The organism is Planomicrobium sp. YIM 101495, assembly GCF_009707665.1.
Classification (GTDB): Bacteria; Bacillota; Bacilli; order Bacillales_A; family Planococcaceae; genus Planococcus.
Window position 1 is genome coordinate 24,722 of sequence record NZ_WLZW01000002.1, and the last position, 17,284, is coordinate 42,005.

The window sequence follows — 17,284 nt, forward strand, 5'->3', positions numbered from 1 at the left end:
CAGGGGGGCGAACATGGTGGAACTAAGAGTATTACAAAATGAAGATTTGCAAGAGGTTTCCAGATTCATTTCCCAATTAAACAATCATGAGGAAACACATATTGGATATTGCGGAGAAGACGAGAAAGAAATCGCGAAGAGTATGGAAGCTGATATCACAGATGTTAAATATGCCGAAAGTTTTGTGGGCGCGTACGAGCGGAATCAATTAATCGGCGTCTTAGGGTTTGACGCGGACTTGGAAGATGGAAGTGCTGAAATTTGGGGGCCTTTCCTCCTCGATTGGAAGCGGGATCTCGCTTTTGCGATGTGGGAGAAGACGATGGACTTACTGCCGGGAGAAATAAAGTCTTTGGAAATGTTTCCGAACCGGAGAAATGTTCAGGTTTGCCAACTGGCGAAGGATCTTTCTTTTGAAAAATATAGTGATGAAACAATCTTGCTCTTCACACGTGACAATAGCATGGAATTGGAGAGCGCTATTTTGGAAGAACTGACACCAACCTTTGAACTTGCTATGAAACGGGTGCACGACCAAGCATTTCACGGTGCTTATTATAACGCCCAGCAAATACTGGCTCGCTTGAATGAACATAGGAAAGTGTTCATCATGACCAGAGGAGATGTTTTTTGCGGCTATATTTATGTGGAGGCAGAACCAGAGTTTGGCGAAGCAAGCATTGAATTCTTTGCGGTCGAAGAATCTGAAAGAGGAAATGGCGTCGGCGCAACTCTACTTACGGGAGCCTTGCAGTGGCTATTTACATTCGAAAACATGGACTCCATCACTTTATGCGTCAACTCGAAGAATCGCAGTGCCATCAATCTGTATAAAAAAGTGGGCTTCCAACATTTGTATGATCTATGTGCATACACGAAAGACATAAGACAAGGGAGTATGGATGAAAAAGAGCGTGAAGCGGTATTGAAAAAAGAAGTCTTGGAACTGGAACAGCGCTTGATGCATTACCGGAAGGCGGACTTCGAAGCGCTTTTATCAGAGACATTCGTGGAATTCGGGTCGTCAGGGGCAGTCTATGACAAAGAAATGGCCATCGAACTATTAGGGATGCAAGCGCTCGAGGAAATTCCATTCATCCTAGCTGACTTTGAGCTGGTCGAACTGGCTCCGGGGCTTGTCCAGGCGCGCTACCGGACAACACACAATGTGACAGGAAGCCAATCGCTCAGAAGCTCCTTATGGAAGATGGAAGATAGCGTCTGGCGAATGGCGTTTCATCAAGGGACGATAACAGGGTGACGAGACCATTCAAGAAAGGGGAAATTGGCATGGGGAATACAGTAGAGGACAATCTGACTGCTTATGACCATCCGGATAAGTATGATGAGTTATACAGCGGCTACACGGAAGACTTACGTTATATCATGGAAGCGGCAAAGGGAGTGACTGCACCAATCGTCGAGCTCGCGTGCGGTACCGGCCGGCTGACGGTTCCGATGGCAATGCGCGGATGGCAGATGATCGGCGTCGATATCCATGCGGGCATGCTGGAGCTGGCGAAACGGAAGGCGGAGAAAGAAGTGCTGACGATCCGTTTCGAGCAGCAGGACTGCACCGAACTGAATCTCGGGCTTGTCACACCGCTCATTTTCATGACCGGCAACTCGTTCCAGCATTTCCTGACGAACGACAGTCAGGACCGCCTGTTCCAATCGGTGAAAGCGCATCTGGAGCCAGGCGGGGAGTTCGTTTTTGATACGCGAAATCCGTTGCTTGCTGAACTTGCTTCAGGCGAGAAGGCGGAAGAACGGAAAACGGATGCGCAAGGGAATACGATAGTAGAGCGGAATACGGAAGTGTATGATCATCTGGCACAGATCCTTCATTGCCAGATGGAGCAGGAGACGTGGAAAAGTGGGGAATGTATGTCGGAAGAAACCGAAGCCATCTCGCTCCGGTATACGTTCCCGATGGAGCTCGAGCGGCTTTTGCACACCCACGGCTTTGAAATGATTCATCTTTACGGTTCGTGGCGGAAGGACCTCTTTACAAAGGATAGCGTCTCGATAGTTGTGCATTGCCGGTCAATGGAATAAAGGGAAGTGACACGTCATGAAATTGGAAAAAAGACCGGGTGCCGGCAAAGCGCTTCGAAAACGATGGGAGAAGGCATTCGCCGGACATTTGACGCGCAGAGAGAAAAAGGGCATTCATTTGGATAGCTATCTCTGGCATTTGTGCAGCTGGGAAGCGACCGAGTTTGCAGAAGGGGAGGAAGCAGTCCGGCTTTTCGAACGGCGGAAAAAGCGGGGCTGCTTCATTTTCTTCGAAGGAGTTGCAGATGCATTTTGGCTGGCGGATGCCAAGGACTTGCGCGTTTCGGACTTGCCGCATGACCGAAAAGATCTGGATTCGAGTGACCTGTATGCAATGGACGAAACGGAGCGCTGGACGTTCATGATGACGCATGAGCGGGAGCATGGCCCTTATTGGATCGAAAATTCGGCTCCTGAAGAGTGATATTAAAAAGCTTTCATTCTCCTGAGAGAGTGAAAGCTTTTTGGTGTACTGGTCAGAAAACTTCCGAGAGATAACCCTGTACTTTTTTATTGAACGGAAGAACAGACAGCAGTAAGACAACAGCGCTTGCCGCGAAGAATATCCCCGCATAAAAAGGAATGTCTTGTGCTGCTGCACGGTCATTGATTTCAAAAAACAGGAAATAGACGCCGATTCCCGCCCCGTCCACGTAACTGCCCATCTGCCATAATCGGAATCCTTCTGCGCCCAGTAACACAGCACAAAGCAATGCCGAAAAGAAGAAGAGCCATTTGAATGTTTTCATTACGAACCTCCCGTTTCAACAAAGTTAGTTAGAGAGCATCTATTGAACCGAAACAAAACCGGTTTCTTCCACCAATCGCTGGCCTTCCTCGGACAGGATCCACTCGAGAAATGGCTCGATGTTCGGGTTGTCGGAGCCGGCAGTGATGGCATAGAATTCGGAAGCCATCGGATATTCGCCGGAGCGGATCGTGTCAATCGTTGGTTCGACGCCGTCGACGGCGATCAGCTTAATTTTGTCGTTCTGGACCATTTCATTGGCGTAGAAACGGAACGTGTAGCCGATCGCATTTTTGTGGTTGCGGTAGCTCGCCACTTCTTCGATGATGCCGCCCATGCCGGAAGCGACTTCTTCGATTTCGGGCTCCATGATCGGCACATCATTCATGAATTTGATGAATGTCGTCTGGCTGCCGCTGTCTTCCGGACGCTGGAACACGCGGATATCGTCATCCCTCCCGCCGACTTCCGACCAGTTCACGGTCTCGCCGGAATAGATGCTCCGGATTTCTTCGCTCGACAAATCTTCCACCGGGTTTTTAGTATTGACGAAAAAGACGAACGCTTCCCGGCCGATCGGCGTCAGCTGAAGTTCCACCCCGGCTTCTTCAGCCGCTTTCAGCTGGCCTTCGGACGGTCCGGCAGCGAAAATGATGTCGGCTGTGCCGTCGATGAGGTAGTCGTACGCGACCGGAGTAGTGGATGAAATGACTTTGCTGTATTCAGGGGAATGCGGTTCGTACACATCTTCCGGATAAACGGCTTCGGTGAAGGCGGCATAGAGTGGGTAAAGCGCTGTCGCACCGTCCAGTGACGGCAGCGGCTCCTCCATTTGGAAGCTTGCATCCCCGTCGAGGCGTGCCAGTTTTTCGCTGTCCGTGAACGGCTGGTACTTGTAATACAAATCTGTATCATCGGCGACTGTAGCGAAGCTCTCCTTATAAAAATGCGGGACGGCGAAAGAGAAACCGATGAGCAGGCAGAAGATGATCGCCGCACCGGCGATCATCCTGCTTTTCGGCCGGGCAAACATATTTGTGACGGAAAAGATGTACAGCAGCAGGAGCGAAACGGCGACAGCGATGATCGGGCCGTTCCAGTGGACAGAGCCGTTCAGGTTTACGATCAGGAGAACGGGGAGGGTCAATACGGCAATAAATGCGCCAATCAATAAGGTGATGAAAATGCGGCCAGCTAACTTCATGGGAAGCACTCCTTTTTTAGCGTCGAAATATGAAACGCTATGTACAGAAAAATCGAACTTGTCTATAGTTGAAGAAAGAAGATTCTTACAGAAGAGACGTTCAGGCAGACAGGGAAGTTTCAGAAAATTCCTGAGACCTGTAAATTAATCGGGGTGCGGTATATGAACAAATGGGCTTATGTGTCGGTCCTTCTGGCAGCGGTACTCTGGGGAACGACTGGCACGGCACAAAATTTCATCGAAGGGGAGGCGCACGCCCTGACAATCGGTGCGATCCGGCTTGCCATCGGCGGCTTTTCGCTGTTCGCGATTGCGCTGCTCATGAAGAAATTCGTCTGGCGGACGGTTCCATGGGAAGCGGTCGTTTTGTCTGCCATCAGCATGGCATTATTCCAGCCGCTCTTTTTCTCATCCGTCCAATTGACGGGCATCGCCGTCGGCACGGTCGTGGCGATCGGCAGTGCGCCGGTGCTCGCCGGAATGATCGAGTGGCTTGTGCTGAGAAAAACGCCGGGGCGGGTATGGGCGGCGGCAACAGCGATGGCAATCATCGGCTGTCTCCTGCTGTTTGCGAACAGCGAAGCGGGGGCAGTCCATGCGGGTGGCATCGCGATGGCGCTTGGAGCCGGGCTGGCGTTTGCGGTATATGCCATCGTCAGCAAACGCGTCCTGGAGGAAATGGAAAGTGTTCCGGCGGTCGCGCTCATCTTTTCGATGAGTGCTCTTTGCCTGCAGCCGTTCCTGTTCCTTTTTGATCTGAGTTATATAGGCGAATCGCGAAATCTGGCGCTTCTCGTCTATCTCGGCATCGGCGCAACGAGTTTGTCGTATTTACTGTTCTCAGGCGGTTTGCGTGCGATTCCGTCATCTTCAGCAGTGACGCTGTCGCTCGCTGAACCGCTGACGGCCGCGCTGCTTGGTGTCTTCGTTGTCGGCGAGCGGCTCGGCTGGATTTCGTGGGTCGGAGTGAGTTTGCTGCTTGGGGGCATTCTCGTGCTGACGCTCGGCAAGGGAAGCAAAAAGGGAGCAAGGGATGCACCCTTAACAGAATAAAAGGATTCAGAAGCGGAAGGCGTCCCAGCCTTCCGCTTTTCTCGTATAGAGTTTTCGGATAATTATCAGTATAATGGGAGTAGTGAGTGAATGTTCATTCAATTCAGCCGATAAATTACAAGGGGTGGGAGAAATGAGAGAAGTGGTCATCGTTGAAGGGGTACGGACGGCAGTCGGCAGAAGAAAAGGGATGTATGCCAACACGAGGCCGGACGAGTTGGCAGCGCTCCTATTGGCAGCGCTCGTCGCGCGCGCAGGAGTGGATAAAAGGGCAGTGGAAGACATCATTTTAGGCTGTGTTTCGCAGGTGGGTGAACAGGGAGGCAACGTGGCGCGAACTGCCGCCTTGATCGCCGGCTTCCCGGTCGAGGTGCCGGGTGTGACAATCGACCGCCAGTGCGGCTCGAGCCAGCAGGCCGTGCATTTCGGCGCACAGGCGATCCTGGCAGGGGACATGGACATCGTCATCGCGGGAGGCGTGGAAAGCATGACGCGCGTGCCGATGTTCTCGAACATGCAAGGCGCCAAACCGAGCCCGAAATTGACGGCGCAGTACGAGATCATCAACCAGGGCTTGTCGGCAGAGAGCATCGCGGAGAAATGGGGACTGTCGCGTGAACAGCTGGACGCGTTCTCGGTGCAGAGCCACGAGCGCGCACAGGAAGCGATCCGGAACGGCCGTTATAAAGACGAAATCGTGCCGGTCGAAGTGGAAGACGAAAACGGTGAGAAACGGACGGTGGATCAGGACGAAGGGCCGCGTCCGGGTACGACGATGGAAGTGCTCGGCGGCTTGAAAACGGTCTTCGACGAGAACGGCGTCATCACGGCCGGCAACGCCAGCCAGATGAGCGACGGCGCATCGGCTGTCCTGTTGATGTCGCGGGAAAAAGCGGAAGAGCTCGGGTTGAAGCCGCGGGCGCGGATTGTCGCACGGACCGTCGTCGGATCGGATCCGACCTTGATGCTGACGGGACCGATTGCCGCTACAAAAAAAGTGCTGAAAAAAGCAGGGCTCTCGATTTCGGACATGGACCGCTACGAAGTGAACGAAGCATTTGCGCCGGTGCCGCTCGCCTGGCTCGCGGAGACCGGAGCGGACCCTGAAAAATTGAACGTGAATGGCGGTGCCATTGCGCTCGGCCATCCGCTCGGTGCGACCGGCACGAAATTGATGGTGTCGCTTCTGCATGAGCTGGAACGCAGCGGCGGACGTTACGGTCTGCTCGCCATCTGCGAAGGCATGGGCATGGCGAATGCAACAATTATCGAGAGAATTTGAGTAAGGGGGAACCGGAATGAAATTGACGGAAGTGAAAGCGATTGTGACAGGCGGCGCGTCGGGGCTTGGTGAGGCGGCTGTCCGGCATATCGTCAGCAACGGGGGAAAAGCGTCGATTTTTGATTTGAACGAAGAACGCGGGCAAGAGCTGATTGAAGAACTCGGTGCGGAGTCGGTCTTTTTCCTGAAGACTGACGTTACGGACGGGATGCAGGTGGAACAGAATGTGGCTGCAGTTGTGGAGCGGTTCGGCGGAGTGAACATGCTCGTCAATTGCGCAGGCATCGCGACACCGGGCAAAGCGGTTTCCAAAGGGAAGCCGCTGCCGCTCGAACGCTTTGAAAAGGTCATCCAGATCAACTTGATCGGCACGTTCAATATGATCCGGGTCGCAGCGGCAGCGATGCAGCAGAACGAACCGAATGAAGACGGCGAGCGCGGCGTCATCGTCTCGACCGCTTCCGTGGCGGCATTCGAAGGGCAGGTCGGGCAGGCAGCCTACAGCGCTTCCAAAGGCGGAGTCGTCGCCATGACCTTGCCGCTCGCCCGGGAATTTGCTCGTGACGGCATCCGGGTCATGGCGATTGCGCCGGGGCTCATGGAGACGCCGATGTTCGATGGTCTGCCGGATGCGTCGGTCGCTTCCTTGTCGGCATCGGTCCCGTTCCCGGCGCGTCTCGGGAAACCGGCGGAATACGCACAGCTCGTCGCAAGCATCGCGGAAAACCCGATGCTCAACGGCGAAACGATCCGGCTGGACGGTGCGATCCGCATGCAGCCGAAATGATAGCGGTGGAAAGGAAGTGACGCCTGACATGATGAAAGATGCTTTGAACGGAATTCGTGTGTTGGACATCACATATTATCTCCCGGGTCCATACGCCGGGATGCGTCTTGCTGACATGGGAGCGGAAATCATCAAAGTGGAACCGCCGCAGGGTGACCCGGCGCGTTACATGAGTGGCGGCGTTGTCCATGAAGCGAACAACCGGGGCAAAACGATCGTTCATCTTGACTTGAAATCACCTGAAGGTCTCGCGGAAATGCTGGAATTGGTGAAAACAGCCGACGCGCTCATCGAAACATTCCGTCCCGGTGTCATGAAAAAGCTCGGTCTCGATTACGACAGCCTGAAAACGATCAAGCCCGATCTCGTTTACTGCTCGCTGTCAGGATATGGACAGAACGGGGATATGGCCGCGCTCGGCAGCCACGACCTGAATTACATGGCGCTGTCCGGGGCGCTGGATGTGCTCAAGGATGATTCCGGAAGGCCGGTCCATCCGACCAACACATTCGCCGATTTCACGGGCGGCTTACTGGCGGCGGAGCAGATCACTGCAGCTTTATTGAAGAAATTCCGGACCGGCGAAGGGCGATACCTGGACATCCCGTTGGTGGAAGTAATGGCGGAATTCCTGACGAATCATGACCTCTATCACGAAAGAGGGATTTCCGATCACGGTATTCCGGAAATCGCGGGCAGCCGCATCAGCTATGCCATTTATGGAACGGAAGATGGCCGCTACATGGCGCTCGGGGCGCTCGAAGACAAGTTCTGGCGGAATTTCTGTGCGTTTATCGGGAAGCCGGAGTGGCTCGAGTGGGGAGCGAAGGAAACAGGCAGCCCGAAACATCAGGAGGTTGCAAGCTTTTTCAAATCGAAGAGCTGGCGCGAATGGTACGGATTGTCCCTGCAGGTCGACGCCTGCCTGACGCCGGTACTGAAAGCACACGAACGGCATGAACATCCGTATTTTCTTCAGAAGAAAAGACTGGAACAACAGGTTGCCGGGAGAACTCCCCGGGATTGAAAGGTCTGTATGATTAATGAAAAAGAAGCTTCCGGCAGCAGGAGAAATCCTTTGCTGGAAGCTTTATACTCTCTTACTGCATATCCGCTTTGTAGTCAATGCGCGTTTCAGCTTCGGCTTCGATACACTCCAAATAAGAATGCGCGAGCAATGTCTTTACCAGTTCGTGGCTGCCACCGAACAGTGAGAAATTCAGATCATAGTCCGTATAGATACACCAGCTCCGGTCATCAGGCCACCAATAGCTGGGCGAACCGTATAGACCTTCCTGCAGCGTGAGAGTTCTGGCATCCTGCAGATTTCCGTGGAACAAGGTATGGACGTAATCCGAAGTTTTCAGCAAATCATAGTAAAAATAGCAGTTTTGATTTGCTGTATAAGGCTGCAGAACATCTACTAATGCATTCACTTCTTCTATCTCCATCTCTCCTTCAGCGCCGCCGATTAAATAGCGGGGGATCCCGCCAAGTTTATGGGAAATGGACGACAGAGAGAGCTCTTTTGTTAGTGGCAGGTCATATTTCTCAGCCAAATCTTTCAGGCGAATGCGTTCGCCAAGGACAAGTTCATAGTTTACAGGATCAATCTCGTGCCACATTATCTGTTCATCTTCTACCGTCGGATCAATCCGGATCGGGTGAATGATTTTGCAGAAGTGGCGAAAGCGGTCCGGGATGAGATTCAAGATGCGACTGCCTGTCCAATGATCGAAATCGATCGGCACTGTTTCATCCTTGATCCATTGGAATTTCTGCAGATCTGCCAGTCTCTCCATAAGAATGCCTCCCTCTATAAATCCTTCAAATCCGGATGGTTCTCAATTTCTTTCTGGGAAAGGATCTCCGGCTTGAAGCCGTTCATGTCGACGATGTCCCGTTTGCCGAACCGGTGGACAAAGATGTAGCCTTCATAAGGAGTGGCTTCCATTTCTTCCACGACAAGTCCTTTCTTAAGGTAGAAATTCTCCACTTTCTTACGGAGCTCCCCGTGGATTTCTTGCTCATCGGTTTCCTGCAATACCCGGTAGCCTCCTGCCATGACCGTCTTAACCGCTTCCGGCGGCAGTTCCGGCTCGCGCTGGTTGAACATCCCCTGCAGCAGCCGGAGCAACTCACCGAAGCCGATGAACAGCACACCGACAATCACGCCTTGCAGGAATACTTCAAAAGCTGCCTGCCCGCCGACCCAGTCAATCAGACTGAATGCGCGGAACAGATTGATGATAATGATCAAAACACCGACTCCGTACAAACTGTATGCGACTACGTTTCTTGTTTCTGTCATTCTCAAATCCCCCATTTTTTTCTGTCTGGTTGATTAACTTCCATTCAGCGGGGGTGTTCTCCTTCCAATTTTAAAAATATATGTACTATTCCATGGCCAATTGGAGTGGTAACATCGAATAAACAAAGTGTTGGGGAAGAGGAATGGTAAAATGCAACGGTATCGTTTGTTGGAAAGTATCCTGTTTGTGCCGGCGCCTTTCAGTGCTGCCAAACTGGCACAGGAATTACGCGGGAAAACCATCCTCATCACAGGTGCAAGCTCGGGGATCGGAAAGGAATTGGCGTATTTATTGAAAGACGCAGAAGTGCATTTAATTCTTGTAGCCAGACGAGCGGGATTGCTGGAAGAAATCAAGGTGAATCTTGAACTGGGGAGCGCGTCTGTCAGCATCATTCCGGCAGACTTACGGAATGAAGAGGAGCGGGCTGGGCTGTTCGAATTTCTGCATGCGCTGCCGGATGGATTGGACATCCTCATCAACAATGCCGGCCTGTCGATCAACCGGCCGGTCATGCAGTCGCTCGACCGGTTCCACGACGTCACCCGCACAGCTGCAATCAATTATTTCGCGCCTGTCGACCTCGTGCTGTCGCTCGCACCGCTTCTTGAACAAAAGGGCGGTCACATTGTCAATGTCTCGACGGTCAACGCAGTGCTCGTACCCGTGCCGCACTGGGCGGCTTACGAGGCATCCAAAGGAGCATTCGACACGTGGTTGCGCGCTGCTCTGCCGGAACTGCATGCACGCGGAATCGCGGTCAGTACGCTTTATTTGCCGCTTGTGCGGACACCGATGATCGAGCCGACCGCTGCGTACCGGGAAGTGCCTGCGATGTCGCCGGTGCATGTGGCCGAACTCATCGGCAAACTGTTCGTTACGCGAAAGAAAACGTACAAGCCATGGTGGCTATTCCCAGGGGAAGTGGGGTCTGTCCTGTTCCGCGGGCCGATTGAAACGGTTCTGACAAGACGATTGATGAAACAGGAAAGGCGGCGGAAGGATGGCTGATCTATGGCTGATTCTCAAGCAAATGCAATTGCTGTCACCGGGAAAGAGCTTCCGTCTGCTCCGTGGAATCGCGGGCGGTGGCATGAATCTGACTCTGCTGTTCGAGTTGGCAGGGAAAGACGCGAAGAGGAAAACAGCGTTAGTGGATGACTACGGGACCTATACATATGAAGAACTCCAAGAGAGTTGTGAGAACCTTGCTTATCACTTCCGTGAAGAGATTGGATTGAAGCGGGGACAGAAAGTGGCGTTCATCTGCCGGAACCATGCGGCTTTTGTGCAGTCGATTTTCGCGGTCTCCCGTCTCGGAGCGGATGTGTATTTACTCAATTGTGCGATGAGCCAGCCGCAATTCGATCGGCTGATCGGAAAGCAATCGTTTGATTTCATTGTCCATGACCACGAATTCGCGGAGCTGCTCGAAGCTTCTCCTTACAATGGCGCTTGCATGTGTACGGAAGAAATCCGGTCGAACCTGATTGGAAAAGTAAACAAACTGAAAGCTGCTTCCGGCGGCAGATTGGTGCTGTTGACGGGAGGGACGACCGGGGAGGCGAAGCAGATCGCTCATCGTCCGTCCCTGTTCAATTTCCTGGCTCCTTTCGCGGCGCTTCTTGACCGGCTCGAATTGCCGCGTTACAGGACCGCTTATATCGCCACGCCGATTTACCACGGATACGGCATCGCCGTCTTATTGGCATTTTTCGCCCTCGGAAAGAAGGTCGTTCTCCAAGATCGGTTTCATCCGGAACGTGCTTGCGCATTGATTCGCCGACACGAAGTGGAAGTCGTCACGGTCGTTCCGCTCATGGTCCACAAAATGCTCCGGACAGATACTGACGCACTCGGCACACTTACCTGCATCGCTTCAGGAGGAGCCAAATTGGATCCCTCTCTTGTGAAAGAGGTGGAGGAGCAGCTGGGCCCGGTGCTGTACAACCTGTATGGCACATCGGAGGCCGGCCTCAATATGATTGCGAGGCCGGAAGATCTCGCATACGATCCGACCACAATCGGTCGTCCGATTGGAAGAGGGAAGCTGAAAGTGATGAAGAATGGGAGAGAAGTGGAGACGCAGGCAATCGGCCAGTTTTGTTTTCACAATAGCTGGTCGATGACAAATAAAGAGGCCCCCTGGATTGAATCCGGCGACCTCGGCTACCGGGACGCGAACGGCTATTATTTTCTGAGCGGCCGGAAAGATGATCTCATCGTTTCCGCCGGCAATAATATTTATCCTGCAGAAGTTGAAGCAGCTGTCATGTGTCACGCGGCTGTAGCAGATGCAGCAGTCATCGGCGTGGAGGATGAAGTGCGTGGGCAAGTGCTGAAGGCGTTCGTCCAGTTGCGTTCCGGCGCAGTACTGGCGGAGGAAGGGCTGGGCACTTGGCTGTACGGACAATTGGCAGAATTCCAAGTGCCGCGCGAGTTTGTGTTTGTGGAGGAATTGCCGTATACCGCGGTCGGGAAATTAGACCGGAAACAACTGAAATGAGGAGGGAAAACATGTCACTTATCACACCAACGTGCATGTATTGCAGAAAAGAAATTGGAAAAGACGAAGAGGCATTGGTAGTAGTGCCGTATCCGAAGCGGAAAGGCTTCACGGAAATCAAAGCGTATTTGGATCTTGAAGGGAAATTTATTTGTATGGATTGTACGAAGAGAGAAGACTTGGCGGGCTTCCAGTGAACGGAGCATCAGCAATAGACGTTTTTCTGAAATTTTGAAAAGACTTTCCCCCCTCCAGTGAATATAATAGGAGAGGACTGTTTTTTTAGAGTTCCCGTTCGTTTGGAGGAGAAAAGATTGAATTCAAAAGCTTTTTTACTGGCCTTATTTTCTGTTGTGATTTGGGGATCGTCGTTCGCGGCGATCCGGGCGAGTCTGCAGGGAGGGTACGAAGCGGGGGAGAATGTGCTAGCGCGCTTTCTTGTCGCGTCGCTGTTGTTTCTCGGTTATGCCCTGTGGCCAGGGACGAAATTCCGGCTGCCTGAAAAAGGGGATATTGTGCGTATTGCAGTGCTCGGGTGGCTCGGTATTTCACTTTATCATCTGTTTGTGACGTTTGGAATGGAGACGATCTCGGCTGGAACTGCCGGGATGCTTGTCGGCTCCGGTCCGATTTTCACCGCACTCATTGCCTTTTTCGTATTGAGGGAACGGCTCACGAAGCTCGGGTGGTTCGGACTGGTAATCGGCTTTATCGGGATCACGTTGATTGCGTTCGGTTCAGGCGGGGAGACGCTGACCTTGACGCCGGGCGCGTTGCTCGTCATCATCGCGGCATTTGCATCTGCGGTCTTCTTCGTTTATCAGAAGCCGCTCCTCACGCGTTACAGCGCAGTGGAGCTGACAGCTTATTTTACGTGGTTCGGCACACTGCCGTTCTTGTATTTCGCACCGAATCTGTTGGAGACTGTTCAACTGGCGACGTTGGAAGCGAACCTCGCCGTCATTTATGTCGGAATTTTCCCGGCCGCTATCGCCTACGTCACCTGGGCGACGGCGCTTTCGCTCGCGCAGGCGAGTTCCGTCTCGAGTCTCATCTATTTGGAGCCGGCAGTCGCCATCGCCGTTGCGTGGATCTGGATCCAGGAATTGCCGACGGGACTGGCCCTCACCGGCGGGATCATTGCCATCGGTGGTGTTCTGATCGTTAACATGCTTGGCCGCCAGCGGAATATGGTGAAACAGAGGGAAGCGTTGTAGAATGAGCAAGCCGTCTCGATTAACCGTCTGCCAGCGGCTCCGTCAAAGCGACTTTTTCTGTATTCTGCAACCAAACCATGGAATACTGCAACCAAATTTATTAATCTGCAACCAAACAGTATAATACTGCAACCAAATCGGATATACTGCAATCAACTGCTCAACTGCTGATAAAATTAAGAAGCAGATGATTTCCGCAAAAAAGAAATTGACCTGAATTACGCGAATAGAGAAAAAGGAGCCGCAAACAGCGGCTCCTTTTCTCCATTATTTGAACAATGGTGTTTTCTTCAAAGCGACTGCGACCGGGATGGCGACGATGAGTCCGACGACATTCTGGACGAGATTGCCCGGGATGGAAGCTGCAGGGATGATCCAGCTGCTGAAGAGAATCGCTTCACAAATATAATAGCCGCCGAGCATGAATGGAATCGACAATGCCGCTCCCATGATGTTGAAGACGATGCTATCGCCGTTGCGGCCGTTCGCCCAGGCGACTTTCCCGACAATGTATCCTTGCACACTGCGTGTAATCAAGGTAAACGGCGCCCATAGCGTCCAGCCGGAAATCAAGTCGAACAAGCCCATCCCTACACCGCCGGCAATTGCGCCTTTTTTCGGGCCGAACAGGATTGCGATGATGAAGAGCATAGCAGTGCCGAGGTGGACAAGGCCACCGTTCGCTGCGATTGGCAGCCGGATATTCAAGAGAAGAGTTGCGACGAAGACGAGGGCAATGGCCATTGAAGTCCAAATAAGGTCCAGTGTACGTGCTTGCGGATAATGTGTCGTTTTTTGCATGATTAGATTCCTTCCTTCTGTTTCTTCAGGGGAGACAGCTGCGCAGCATTTATCTCCTGTGACTGAATGATAGCAAAGGAATGAACCGCTTGAAAGTGTCAATATCGTGTAAAGTTTAGAGGTCAGTTTAGAAGGAGAGAAAAAAGAGTTTGGCGGGATTTCCTTCAGCCATACTCTTTCTGATGTGCTTTTTTTCTTTTCAAATAATCTTCGTCTTCACGGATTTCATCCCATTTCTTTTTGAAAATCGCAGCGGATTCCGCCTTCACTGGGTCGATCTGCCGCTCCTTGATGGAGCCGTCCTCGTTGTATTTCCGGCCGCCTTTGTAATTCGTGTAGCGCCGCGCACGCGTGTAACCCATCTGGATGAACTTGCGCGCCATATCCATCCCGACAAAATCATCCTCTTTGCGGTATTCCTCGAACATCACGGAAATCTTGTCGCATGATTCCTGTGCAATCTCCGGCGTTTTAAACCGCCAGTGCGGCAGAATTTCACCTTTGTAGGGCTCCACCAGCAATACGCCTTGTTCGCCCTTGCCGACACGGTAAAGTTCTGGGTTCTTGCGGAAGTCGATCGTATCGAAGTCGAGGTCGTAATTAAACGCCATCATGCATCACTCCTTTTCCCGTCTTTACCCATTGCCGACTGGAATTATGCTTTCAGGAGTAGTTCGTGCAGCTCGCGGTAAATCACGGCGATGTCTTCCATTTTGATTCGCACAAGTCCGCTTGAAGAAGGAGCGACAAAGTCGATCGTTCCCGCAACGATCGGGTCCTCCTGCAGACCCCACGGAGCTGCACGTTTACCGCTGTATTGGAGGTAAACGCCTTTTCCGACAAAGCAGGCGATTTTCGGCTTGTACTTCTCTATTTTCTCCTTCAGCATTTTTGCCCCCATGTAATACTCCTCTTTCGTAATCGCCGCCGCGTCTTTCGTCGGGCGCGGGACGATATTTGTCAGGCCATAGCCGAGACCGAGAAGAGTGGCATTTTCCTCCGCCTTGAATTTCCGCGGCGTCAGTCCGGCTTCGTGGAGAATCTTCCAGAACCGGTTGGTCGGATTGGCGTAATGAAAGCCGGTTTCGGAGGAGCGGATGCTCGGGTTGAAGCCGACGAATAAAATATCGAGATTTTTCTTTAGATAATCGGGAATTGGTTCCAGTATCATGTATCTTCATTCCTTTCGTAAGAATCTCTTTATTTATCTTAACAAAGAGTGATTCTTCAGAGCATAAGAACTGCTTCTATGATACAGAACTAGTACAGGATAATCATCTTTGTTTATTTTATTGCATTTATTTACAATAGCCTATAATATTATTTTAATTATTTTTATATTTGCAATGTTAAGTATTTATAGGGGGAGGGAAAGATGTGGCGAAGAGTATTACGGGAGAAGTAATCAAAGGGGCAGCGGGAAGCGAAAGGGCGACGGTGAACAATCCCGCCCGCACAACAAGTGGAGAGATCGATTTTGAACGGATCGAGCAATCCTCCAGTTTCAAAAACCTGATGGATGCGAAAAAGAAATTCCTCATTCCGGTTACGATTCTGTTTTTGGGTCTGTACGTATTATTCAACATCATCATTTCGTATACGACGTGGCTGGAAGGTTCGTTTATGGGGGATATTTCCTGGGTGTGGGTATTTGCATTCGGCCTGTTCGTCATGACGTGGACACTTGTAACCGTGTACATGAAACGTGCGGCGAAATTCGATGAATTGGCGAATAAGACATTGGTTGAATTCGGTTACGAAGACAAGGAGGAGACGCGATGAACGCTACGGTCATTATCATTTTTGTGACGATCGTCGCCATGACGCTGGTCATTACATACTTCGCAGCAAAACGCACAAAGTCGGCAAGTGATTTCTATACGGCAGGCGGTGGCCTGACCGGCTGGCAGAACGGAATGGCGATTGCAGGGGATTATTTATCAGCGGCTTCTTTTCTCGGCATCGCCGGAGCTATCGCCTTGTTCGGCTTTGATGGCTTCCTCTTTTCGATCGGTTACCTTGTGGCGTATCTCGTCGTCTTGTTCATCGTAGCGGAACCACTCCGGAACCTCGGGAAATACACGCTGGCAGACATGATCAACGCCCGGTTCGATGCGAAGAAAGTACGCGGGGCAGCAGCTCTCAGTTCAATCACCATCGTCATCTTCTATATGATTGCCCAGCTCGTCGGTGCGGGAGCACTTATTCAACTGCTGTTCGGCATCGATTATTTGTGGGCAGTTATTCTTGTAGGCGTCATGATGACCATCTATGTGCTGTTCGGAGGAATGACCGCGACCAGCTGGGTCCAGATCATCAAAGCAATTCTCTTGATGCTTGGGACGGTCATTTTGTCATTCCTCGTCCTGAAGAATTTCAACTTCAACATCCTTGAGATGTTCGCGCAGATGAAAACAGCGACGCCTCACGGAGAAGCGTACTTGAATCCAGGCGTCCGTTACACGATTCCGCTGGATACGATTTCCCTGATGCTCGCACTTGTTCTCGGGACGGCCGGTTTGCCGCACATTCTGATGCGCTTCTTCACAGTGCGTGATGCAAAAACGGCACGAAGCTCCGTCATGTGGGCAACTTGGATTGTCGGCCTGTTCTATGTCATGACCATCTTCCTTGGGTTCGGCGCAGCAGCATTCGTCGGGTCGACAGATATCATCGCGACAAATGCCGCAGGAAATATGGCGGCACCGCTTCTTGCGCAGGCGCTTGGCGGAGACATTCTCATGTCATTCATCTCGGCTGTCGCATTTGCGACAATTCTCGCTGTTGTAGCGGGACTTGTCCTGAGCGGTGCTTCTGCATTCGCGCATGATATTTACGGCCAGATCATCAAAAAAGGGAACGTATCCGAACGCGAGCAAATGCTGGCAGCGCGTTATGCGTCACTTGGGGTAGCGATTTTCTCGATCCTTTTGGCAGTTTTCGCCCAAAGTCTGAACGTAGCGTTTCTTGTATCTCTCGCATTTTGTATCGCGGCAAGCGCGAACTTGCCGGTCATCATCTACACGATTTTCTGGAAACGGTTCAACACGAGCGGGGCGGTTACAGCCATTTTGACAGGTCTGATCTCAGCACTCGTCCTCGTCACCCTGAGCCCGAGTGTCATGAGTCCGGAAGTGGGAGCGGCGATTCTTGTCGGCGATCCGATCTTCCCGCTCACGAACCCGGCCATCGTCTCGATTCCACTCGGATTCCTTGGTGGTGTGGCCGGTACATTGCTGTCGAAGGAGAGCGACGCCAAAAAGTACGCGGAAGTCAAAGTACGCGCTAATACAGGCGGTTTCCGCCAGCTTTAATT

Annotated in this window: 20 protein-coding genes; 13 read left to right on the plus strand and 7 right to left on the minus strand. The window is 52.1% G+C overall.

Annotated features, from left to right (window positions below; genetic code table 11):
- Window positions 1–13: 13 nt before the first annotated feature.
- From GIW82_RS09365 to GIW82_RS09375, 3 genes are read left to right on the plus strand one after another with little or no spacing between them, the layout of a single operon-like run.
- Entirely contained in the window at window positions 14–1,261 is a 1,248-nt protein-coding gene (locus tag GIW82_RS09365; RefSeq protein ID WP_195914015.1) for a GNAT family N-acetyltransferase, read from the plus strand.
- Window positions 1,262–1,290: 29 nt separating this feature from the next.
- On the plus strand, window positions 1,291–2,058 hold the full coding sequence (locus GIW82_RS09370; RefSeq protein ID WP_154749705.1) for a class I SAM-dependent methyltransferase: 768 nt from the start codon (window positions 1,291–1,293) through the stop codon (window positions 2,056–2,058).
- A gap of 16 nt (window positions 2,059–2,074) precedes the next feature.
- Complete coding sequence (locus tag GIW82_RS09375; protein WP_154749706.1) at window positions 2,075–2,482, plus strand: DUF4275 family protein; 408 nt, start codon at window positions 2,075–2,077, stop codon at window positions 2,480–2,482.
- Window positions 2,483–2,534: 52 nt separating this feature from the next.
- Here the strand turns inward: GIW82_RS09375 and GIW82_RS09380 are convergent, their stop codons facing one another.
- Both GIW82_RS09380 and GIW82_RS09385 read right to left on the minus strand, forming a co-directional pair.
- Complete coding sequence (locus GIW82_RS09380) at window positions 2,535–2,807, minus strand: hypothetical protein (protein WP_154749707.1); 273 nt, start codon at window positions 2,805–2,807, stop codon at window positions 2,535–2,537.
- 39 nt (window positions 2,808–2,846) lie between these two features.
- The gene (locus tag GIW82_RS09385; RefSeq protein WP_154749708.1) at window positions 2,847–4,010 is read right to left on the minus strand and encodes a PstS family phosphate ABC transporter substrate-binding protein; all 1,164 of its coding nucleotides are present in this window, start codon (window positions 4,008–4,010) and stop codon (window positions 2,847–2,849) included.
- A 162-nt stretch (window positions 4,011–4,172) separates the two neighbouring features.
- On the opposite strand from GIW82_RS09385, the gene GIW82_RS09390 reads away from it, so the two are divergent.
- The 4 genes from GIW82_RS09390 to GIW82_RS09405 all read left to right on the plus strand — a co-directional run bounded on the left by GIW82_RS09390 (window position 4,173) and on the right by GIW82_RS09405 (window position 8,159).
- Window positions 4,173–5,063 carry a DMT family transporter gene (locus tag GIW82_RS09390; RefSeq protein WP_154749709.1) on the plus strand — a complete coding sequence of 297 codons (891 nt, stop codon included), beginning with the start codon at window positions 4,173–4,175 and terminating at the stop codon, window positions 5,061–5,063.
- A 133-nt stretch (window positions 5,064–5,196) separates the two neighbouring features.
- A complete protein-coding gene (locus GIW82_RS09395) occupies window positions 5,197–6,345 on the plus strand; it encodes a thiolase family protein (RefSeq protein ID WP_154749710.1) in 1,149 nt (382 codons plus the stop codon).
- 16 nt (window positions 6,346–6,361) lie between these two features.
- Window positions 6,362–7,132, plus strand: coding sequence for a 3-hydroxyacyl-CoA dehydrogenase (locus GIW82_RS09400; protein WP_154749711.1), 771 nt, complete (start codon window positions 6,362–6,364; stop codon window positions 7,130–7,132).
- Between the two features lie 28 nt (window positions 7,133–7,160).
- The gene (locus GIW82_RS09405) at window positions 7,161–8,159 is read left to right on the plus strand and encodes a CaiB/BaiF CoA transferase family protein (protein ID WP_230309352.1); all 999 of its coding nucleotides are present in this window, start codon (window positions 7,161–7,163) and stop codon (window positions 8,157–8,159) included.
- 73 nt (window positions 8,160–8,232) lie between these two features.
- Here GIW82_RS09405 and GIW82_RS09410 read toward each other — a convergent pair whose 3' ends face one another.
- Both GIW82_RS09410 and GIW82_RS09415 read right to left on the minus strand, forming a co-directional pair.
- Complete coding sequence (locus tag GIW82_RS09410) at window positions 8,233–8,934, minus strand: hypothetical protein (protein WP_154749712.1); 702 nt, start codon at window positions 8,932–8,934, stop codon at window positions 8,233–8,235.
- A 14-nt stretch (window positions 8,935–8,948) separates the two neighbouring features.
- Window positions 8,949–9,443 carry a hypothetical protein gene (locus GIW82_RS09415; protein WP_154749713.1) on the minus strand — a complete coding sequence of 165 codons (495 nt, stop codon included), beginning with the start codon at window positions 9,441–9,443 and terminating at the stop codon, window positions 8,949–8,951.
- 151 nt (window positions 9,444–9,594) lie between these two features.
- On the opposite strand from GIW82_RS09415, the gene GIW82_RS09420 reads away from it, so the two are divergent.
- From GIW82_RS09420 to GIW82_RS09435, 4 genes are all read left to right on the plus strand, one after another.
- Window positions 9,595–10,455 carry an SDR family NAD(P)-dependent oxidoreductase gene (locus tag GIW82_RS09420; RefSeq protein ID WP_154749714.1) on the plus strand — a complete coding sequence of 287 codons (861 nt, stop codon included), beginning with the start codon at window positions 9,595–9,597 and terminating at the stop codon, window positions 10,453–10,455.
- On the plus strand, window positions 10,448–11,950 hold the full coding sequence (locus GIW82_RS09425; RefSeq protein ID WP_154749715.1) for an AMP-binding protein: 1,503 nt from the start codon (window positions 10,448–10,450) through the stop codon (window positions 11,948–11,950). The genes GIW82_RS09420 and GIW82_RS09425 overlap by 8 nt, the downstream gene beginning before the upstream one ends.
- Window positions 11,951–11,961: 11 nt before the next feature.
- Complete coding sequence (locus GIW82_RS09430) at window positions 11,962–12,147, plus strand: Fe3+ hydroxamate ABC transporter substrate-binding protein (protein WP_154749716.1); 186 nt, start codon at window positions 11,962–11,964, stop codon at window positions 12,145–12,147.
- A 117-nt stretch (window positions 12,148–12,264) separates the two neighbouring features.
- The gene (locus GIW82_RS09435; protein ID WP_154749717.1) at window positions 12,265–13,167 is read left to right on the plus strand and encodes a DMT family transporter; all 903 of its coding nucleotides are present in this window, start codon (window positions 12,265–12,267) and stop codon (window positions 13,165–13,167) included.
- A 267-nt stretch (window positions 13,168–13,434) separates the two neighbouring features.
- Here GIW82_RS09435 and GIW82_RS09440 read toward each other — a convergent pair whose 3' ends face one another.
- The 3 genes from GIW82_RS09440 to mug form a co-directional block, all read right to left on the minus strand.
- Window positions 13,435–13,968 (minus strand): ECF transporter S component, encoded by a 534-nt coding sequence (locus GIW82_RS09440; RefSeq protein WP_154749718.1) that lies wholly within the window; start codon window positions 13,966–13,968, stop codon window positions 13,435–13,437.
- 164 nt (window positions 13,969–14,132) lie between these two features.
- Window positions 14,133–14,579, minus strand: coding sequence for a DUF4385 domain-containing protein (locus GIW82_RS09445; protein WP_154750006.1), 447 nt, complete (start codon window positions 14,577–14,579; stop codon window positions 14,133–14,135).
- Window positions 14,580–14,623: 44 nt separating this feature from the next.
- Window positions 14,624–15,133 (minus strand): G/U mismatch-specific DNA glycosylase, encoded by a 510-nt coding sequence (gene mug / locus GIW82_RS09450; protein ID WP_154750007.1) that lies wholly within the window; start codon window positions 15,131–15,133, stop codon window positions 14,624–14,626.
- Between the two features lie 212 nt (window positions 15,134–15,345).
- Between mug and GIW82_RS09455 the strand changes: the two genes are divergently transcribed.
- A complete protein-coding gene (locus GIW82_RS09455) occupies window positions 15,346–15,750 on the plus strand; it encodes a DUF485 domain-containing protein (protein WP_370456184.1) in 405 nt (134 codons plus the stop codon).
- Window positions 15,747–17,282, plus strand: coding sequence for a solute symporter family protein (locus tag GIW82_RS09460; RefSeq protein ID WP_154749719.1), 1,536 nt, complete (start codon window positions 15,747–15,749; stop codon window positions 17,280–17,282). Before GIW82_RS09455 ends, GIW82_RS09460 begins: the two co-directional genes overlap by 4 nt.
- Window positions 17,283–17,284 lie beyond the last annotated feature (2 nt).

Excerpts from the sequence above, each read along its gene's own strand:
- GIW82_RS09365 (WP_195914015.1), top strand. The coding sequence starts at position 14 with ATGGTGGAACTAAGAGTATTACAAAATGAAGATTTGCAAGAGGTTTCC.
- GIW82_RS09370 (WP_154749705.1), top strand. The coding sequence starts at position 1,291 with ATGGGGAATACAGTAGAGGACAATCTGACTGCTTATGACCATCCGGAT.
- GIW82_RS09375 (WP_154749706.1), top strand. The coding sequence starts at position 2,075 with ATGAAATTGGAAAAAAGACCGGGTGCCGGCAAAGCGCTTCGAAAACGA.
- GIW82_RS09380 (WP_154749707.1), bottom strand. The coding sequence starts at position 2,807 with ATGAAAACATTCAAATGGCTCTTCTTCTTTTCGGCATTGCTTTGTGCT.
- GIW82_RS09385 (WP_154749708.1), bottom strand. The coding sequence starts at position 4,010 with ATGAAGTTAGCTGGCCGCATTTTCATCACCTTATTGATTGGCGCATTT.
- GIW82_RS09390 (WP_154749709.1), top strand. The coding sequence starts at position 4,173 with ATGAACAAATGGGCTTATGTGTCGGTCCTTCTGGCAGCGGTACTCTGG.
- GIW82_RS09395 (WP_154749710.1), top strand. The coding sequence starts at position 5,197 with ATGAGAGAAGTGGTCATCGTTGAAGGGGTACGGACGGCAGTCGGCAGA.
- GIW82_RS09400 (WP_154749711.1), top strand. The coding sequence starts at position 6,362 with ATGAAATTGACGGAAGTGAAAGCGATTGTGACAGGCGGCGCGTCGGGG.
- GIW82_RS09405 (WP_230309352.1), top strand. The coding sequence starts at position 7,161 with ATGATGAAAGATGCTTTGAACGGAATTCGTGTGTTGGACATCACATAT.
- GIW82_RS09410 (WP_154749712.1), bottom strand. The coding sequence starts at position 8,934 with ATGGAGAGACTGGCAGATCTGCAGAAATTCCAATGGATCAAGGATGAA.
- GIW82_RS09415 (WP_154749713.1), bottom strand. The coding sequence starts at position 9,443 with ATGACAGAAACAAGAAACGTAGTCGCATACAGTTTGTACGGAGTCGGT.
- GIW82_RS09420 (WP_154749714.1), top strand. The coding sequence starts at position 9,595 with ATGCAACGGTATCGTTTGTTGGAAAGTATCCTGTTTGTGCCGGCGCCT.
- GIW82_RS09425 (WP_154749715.1), top strand. The coding sequence starts at position 10,448 with ATGGCTGATCTATGGCTGATTCTCAAGCAAATGCAATTGCTGTCACCG.
- GIW82_RS09430 (WP_154749716.1), top strand. The coding sequence starts at position 11,962 with ATGTCACTTATCACACCAACGTGCATGTATTGCAGAAAAGAAATTGGA.
- GIW82_RS09440 (WP_154749718.1), bottom strand. The coding sequence starts at position 13,968 with ATGCAAAAAACGACACATTATCCGCAAGCACGTACACTGGACCTTATT.
- GIW82_RS09445 (WP_154750006.1), bottom strand. The coding sequence starts at position 14,579 with ATGGCGTTTAATTACGACCTCGACTTCGATACGATCGACTTCCGCAAG.
- GIW82_RS09460 (WP_154749719.1), top strand. The coding sequence starts at position 15,747 with ATGAACGCTACGGTCATTATCATTTTTGTGACGATCGTCGCCATGACG.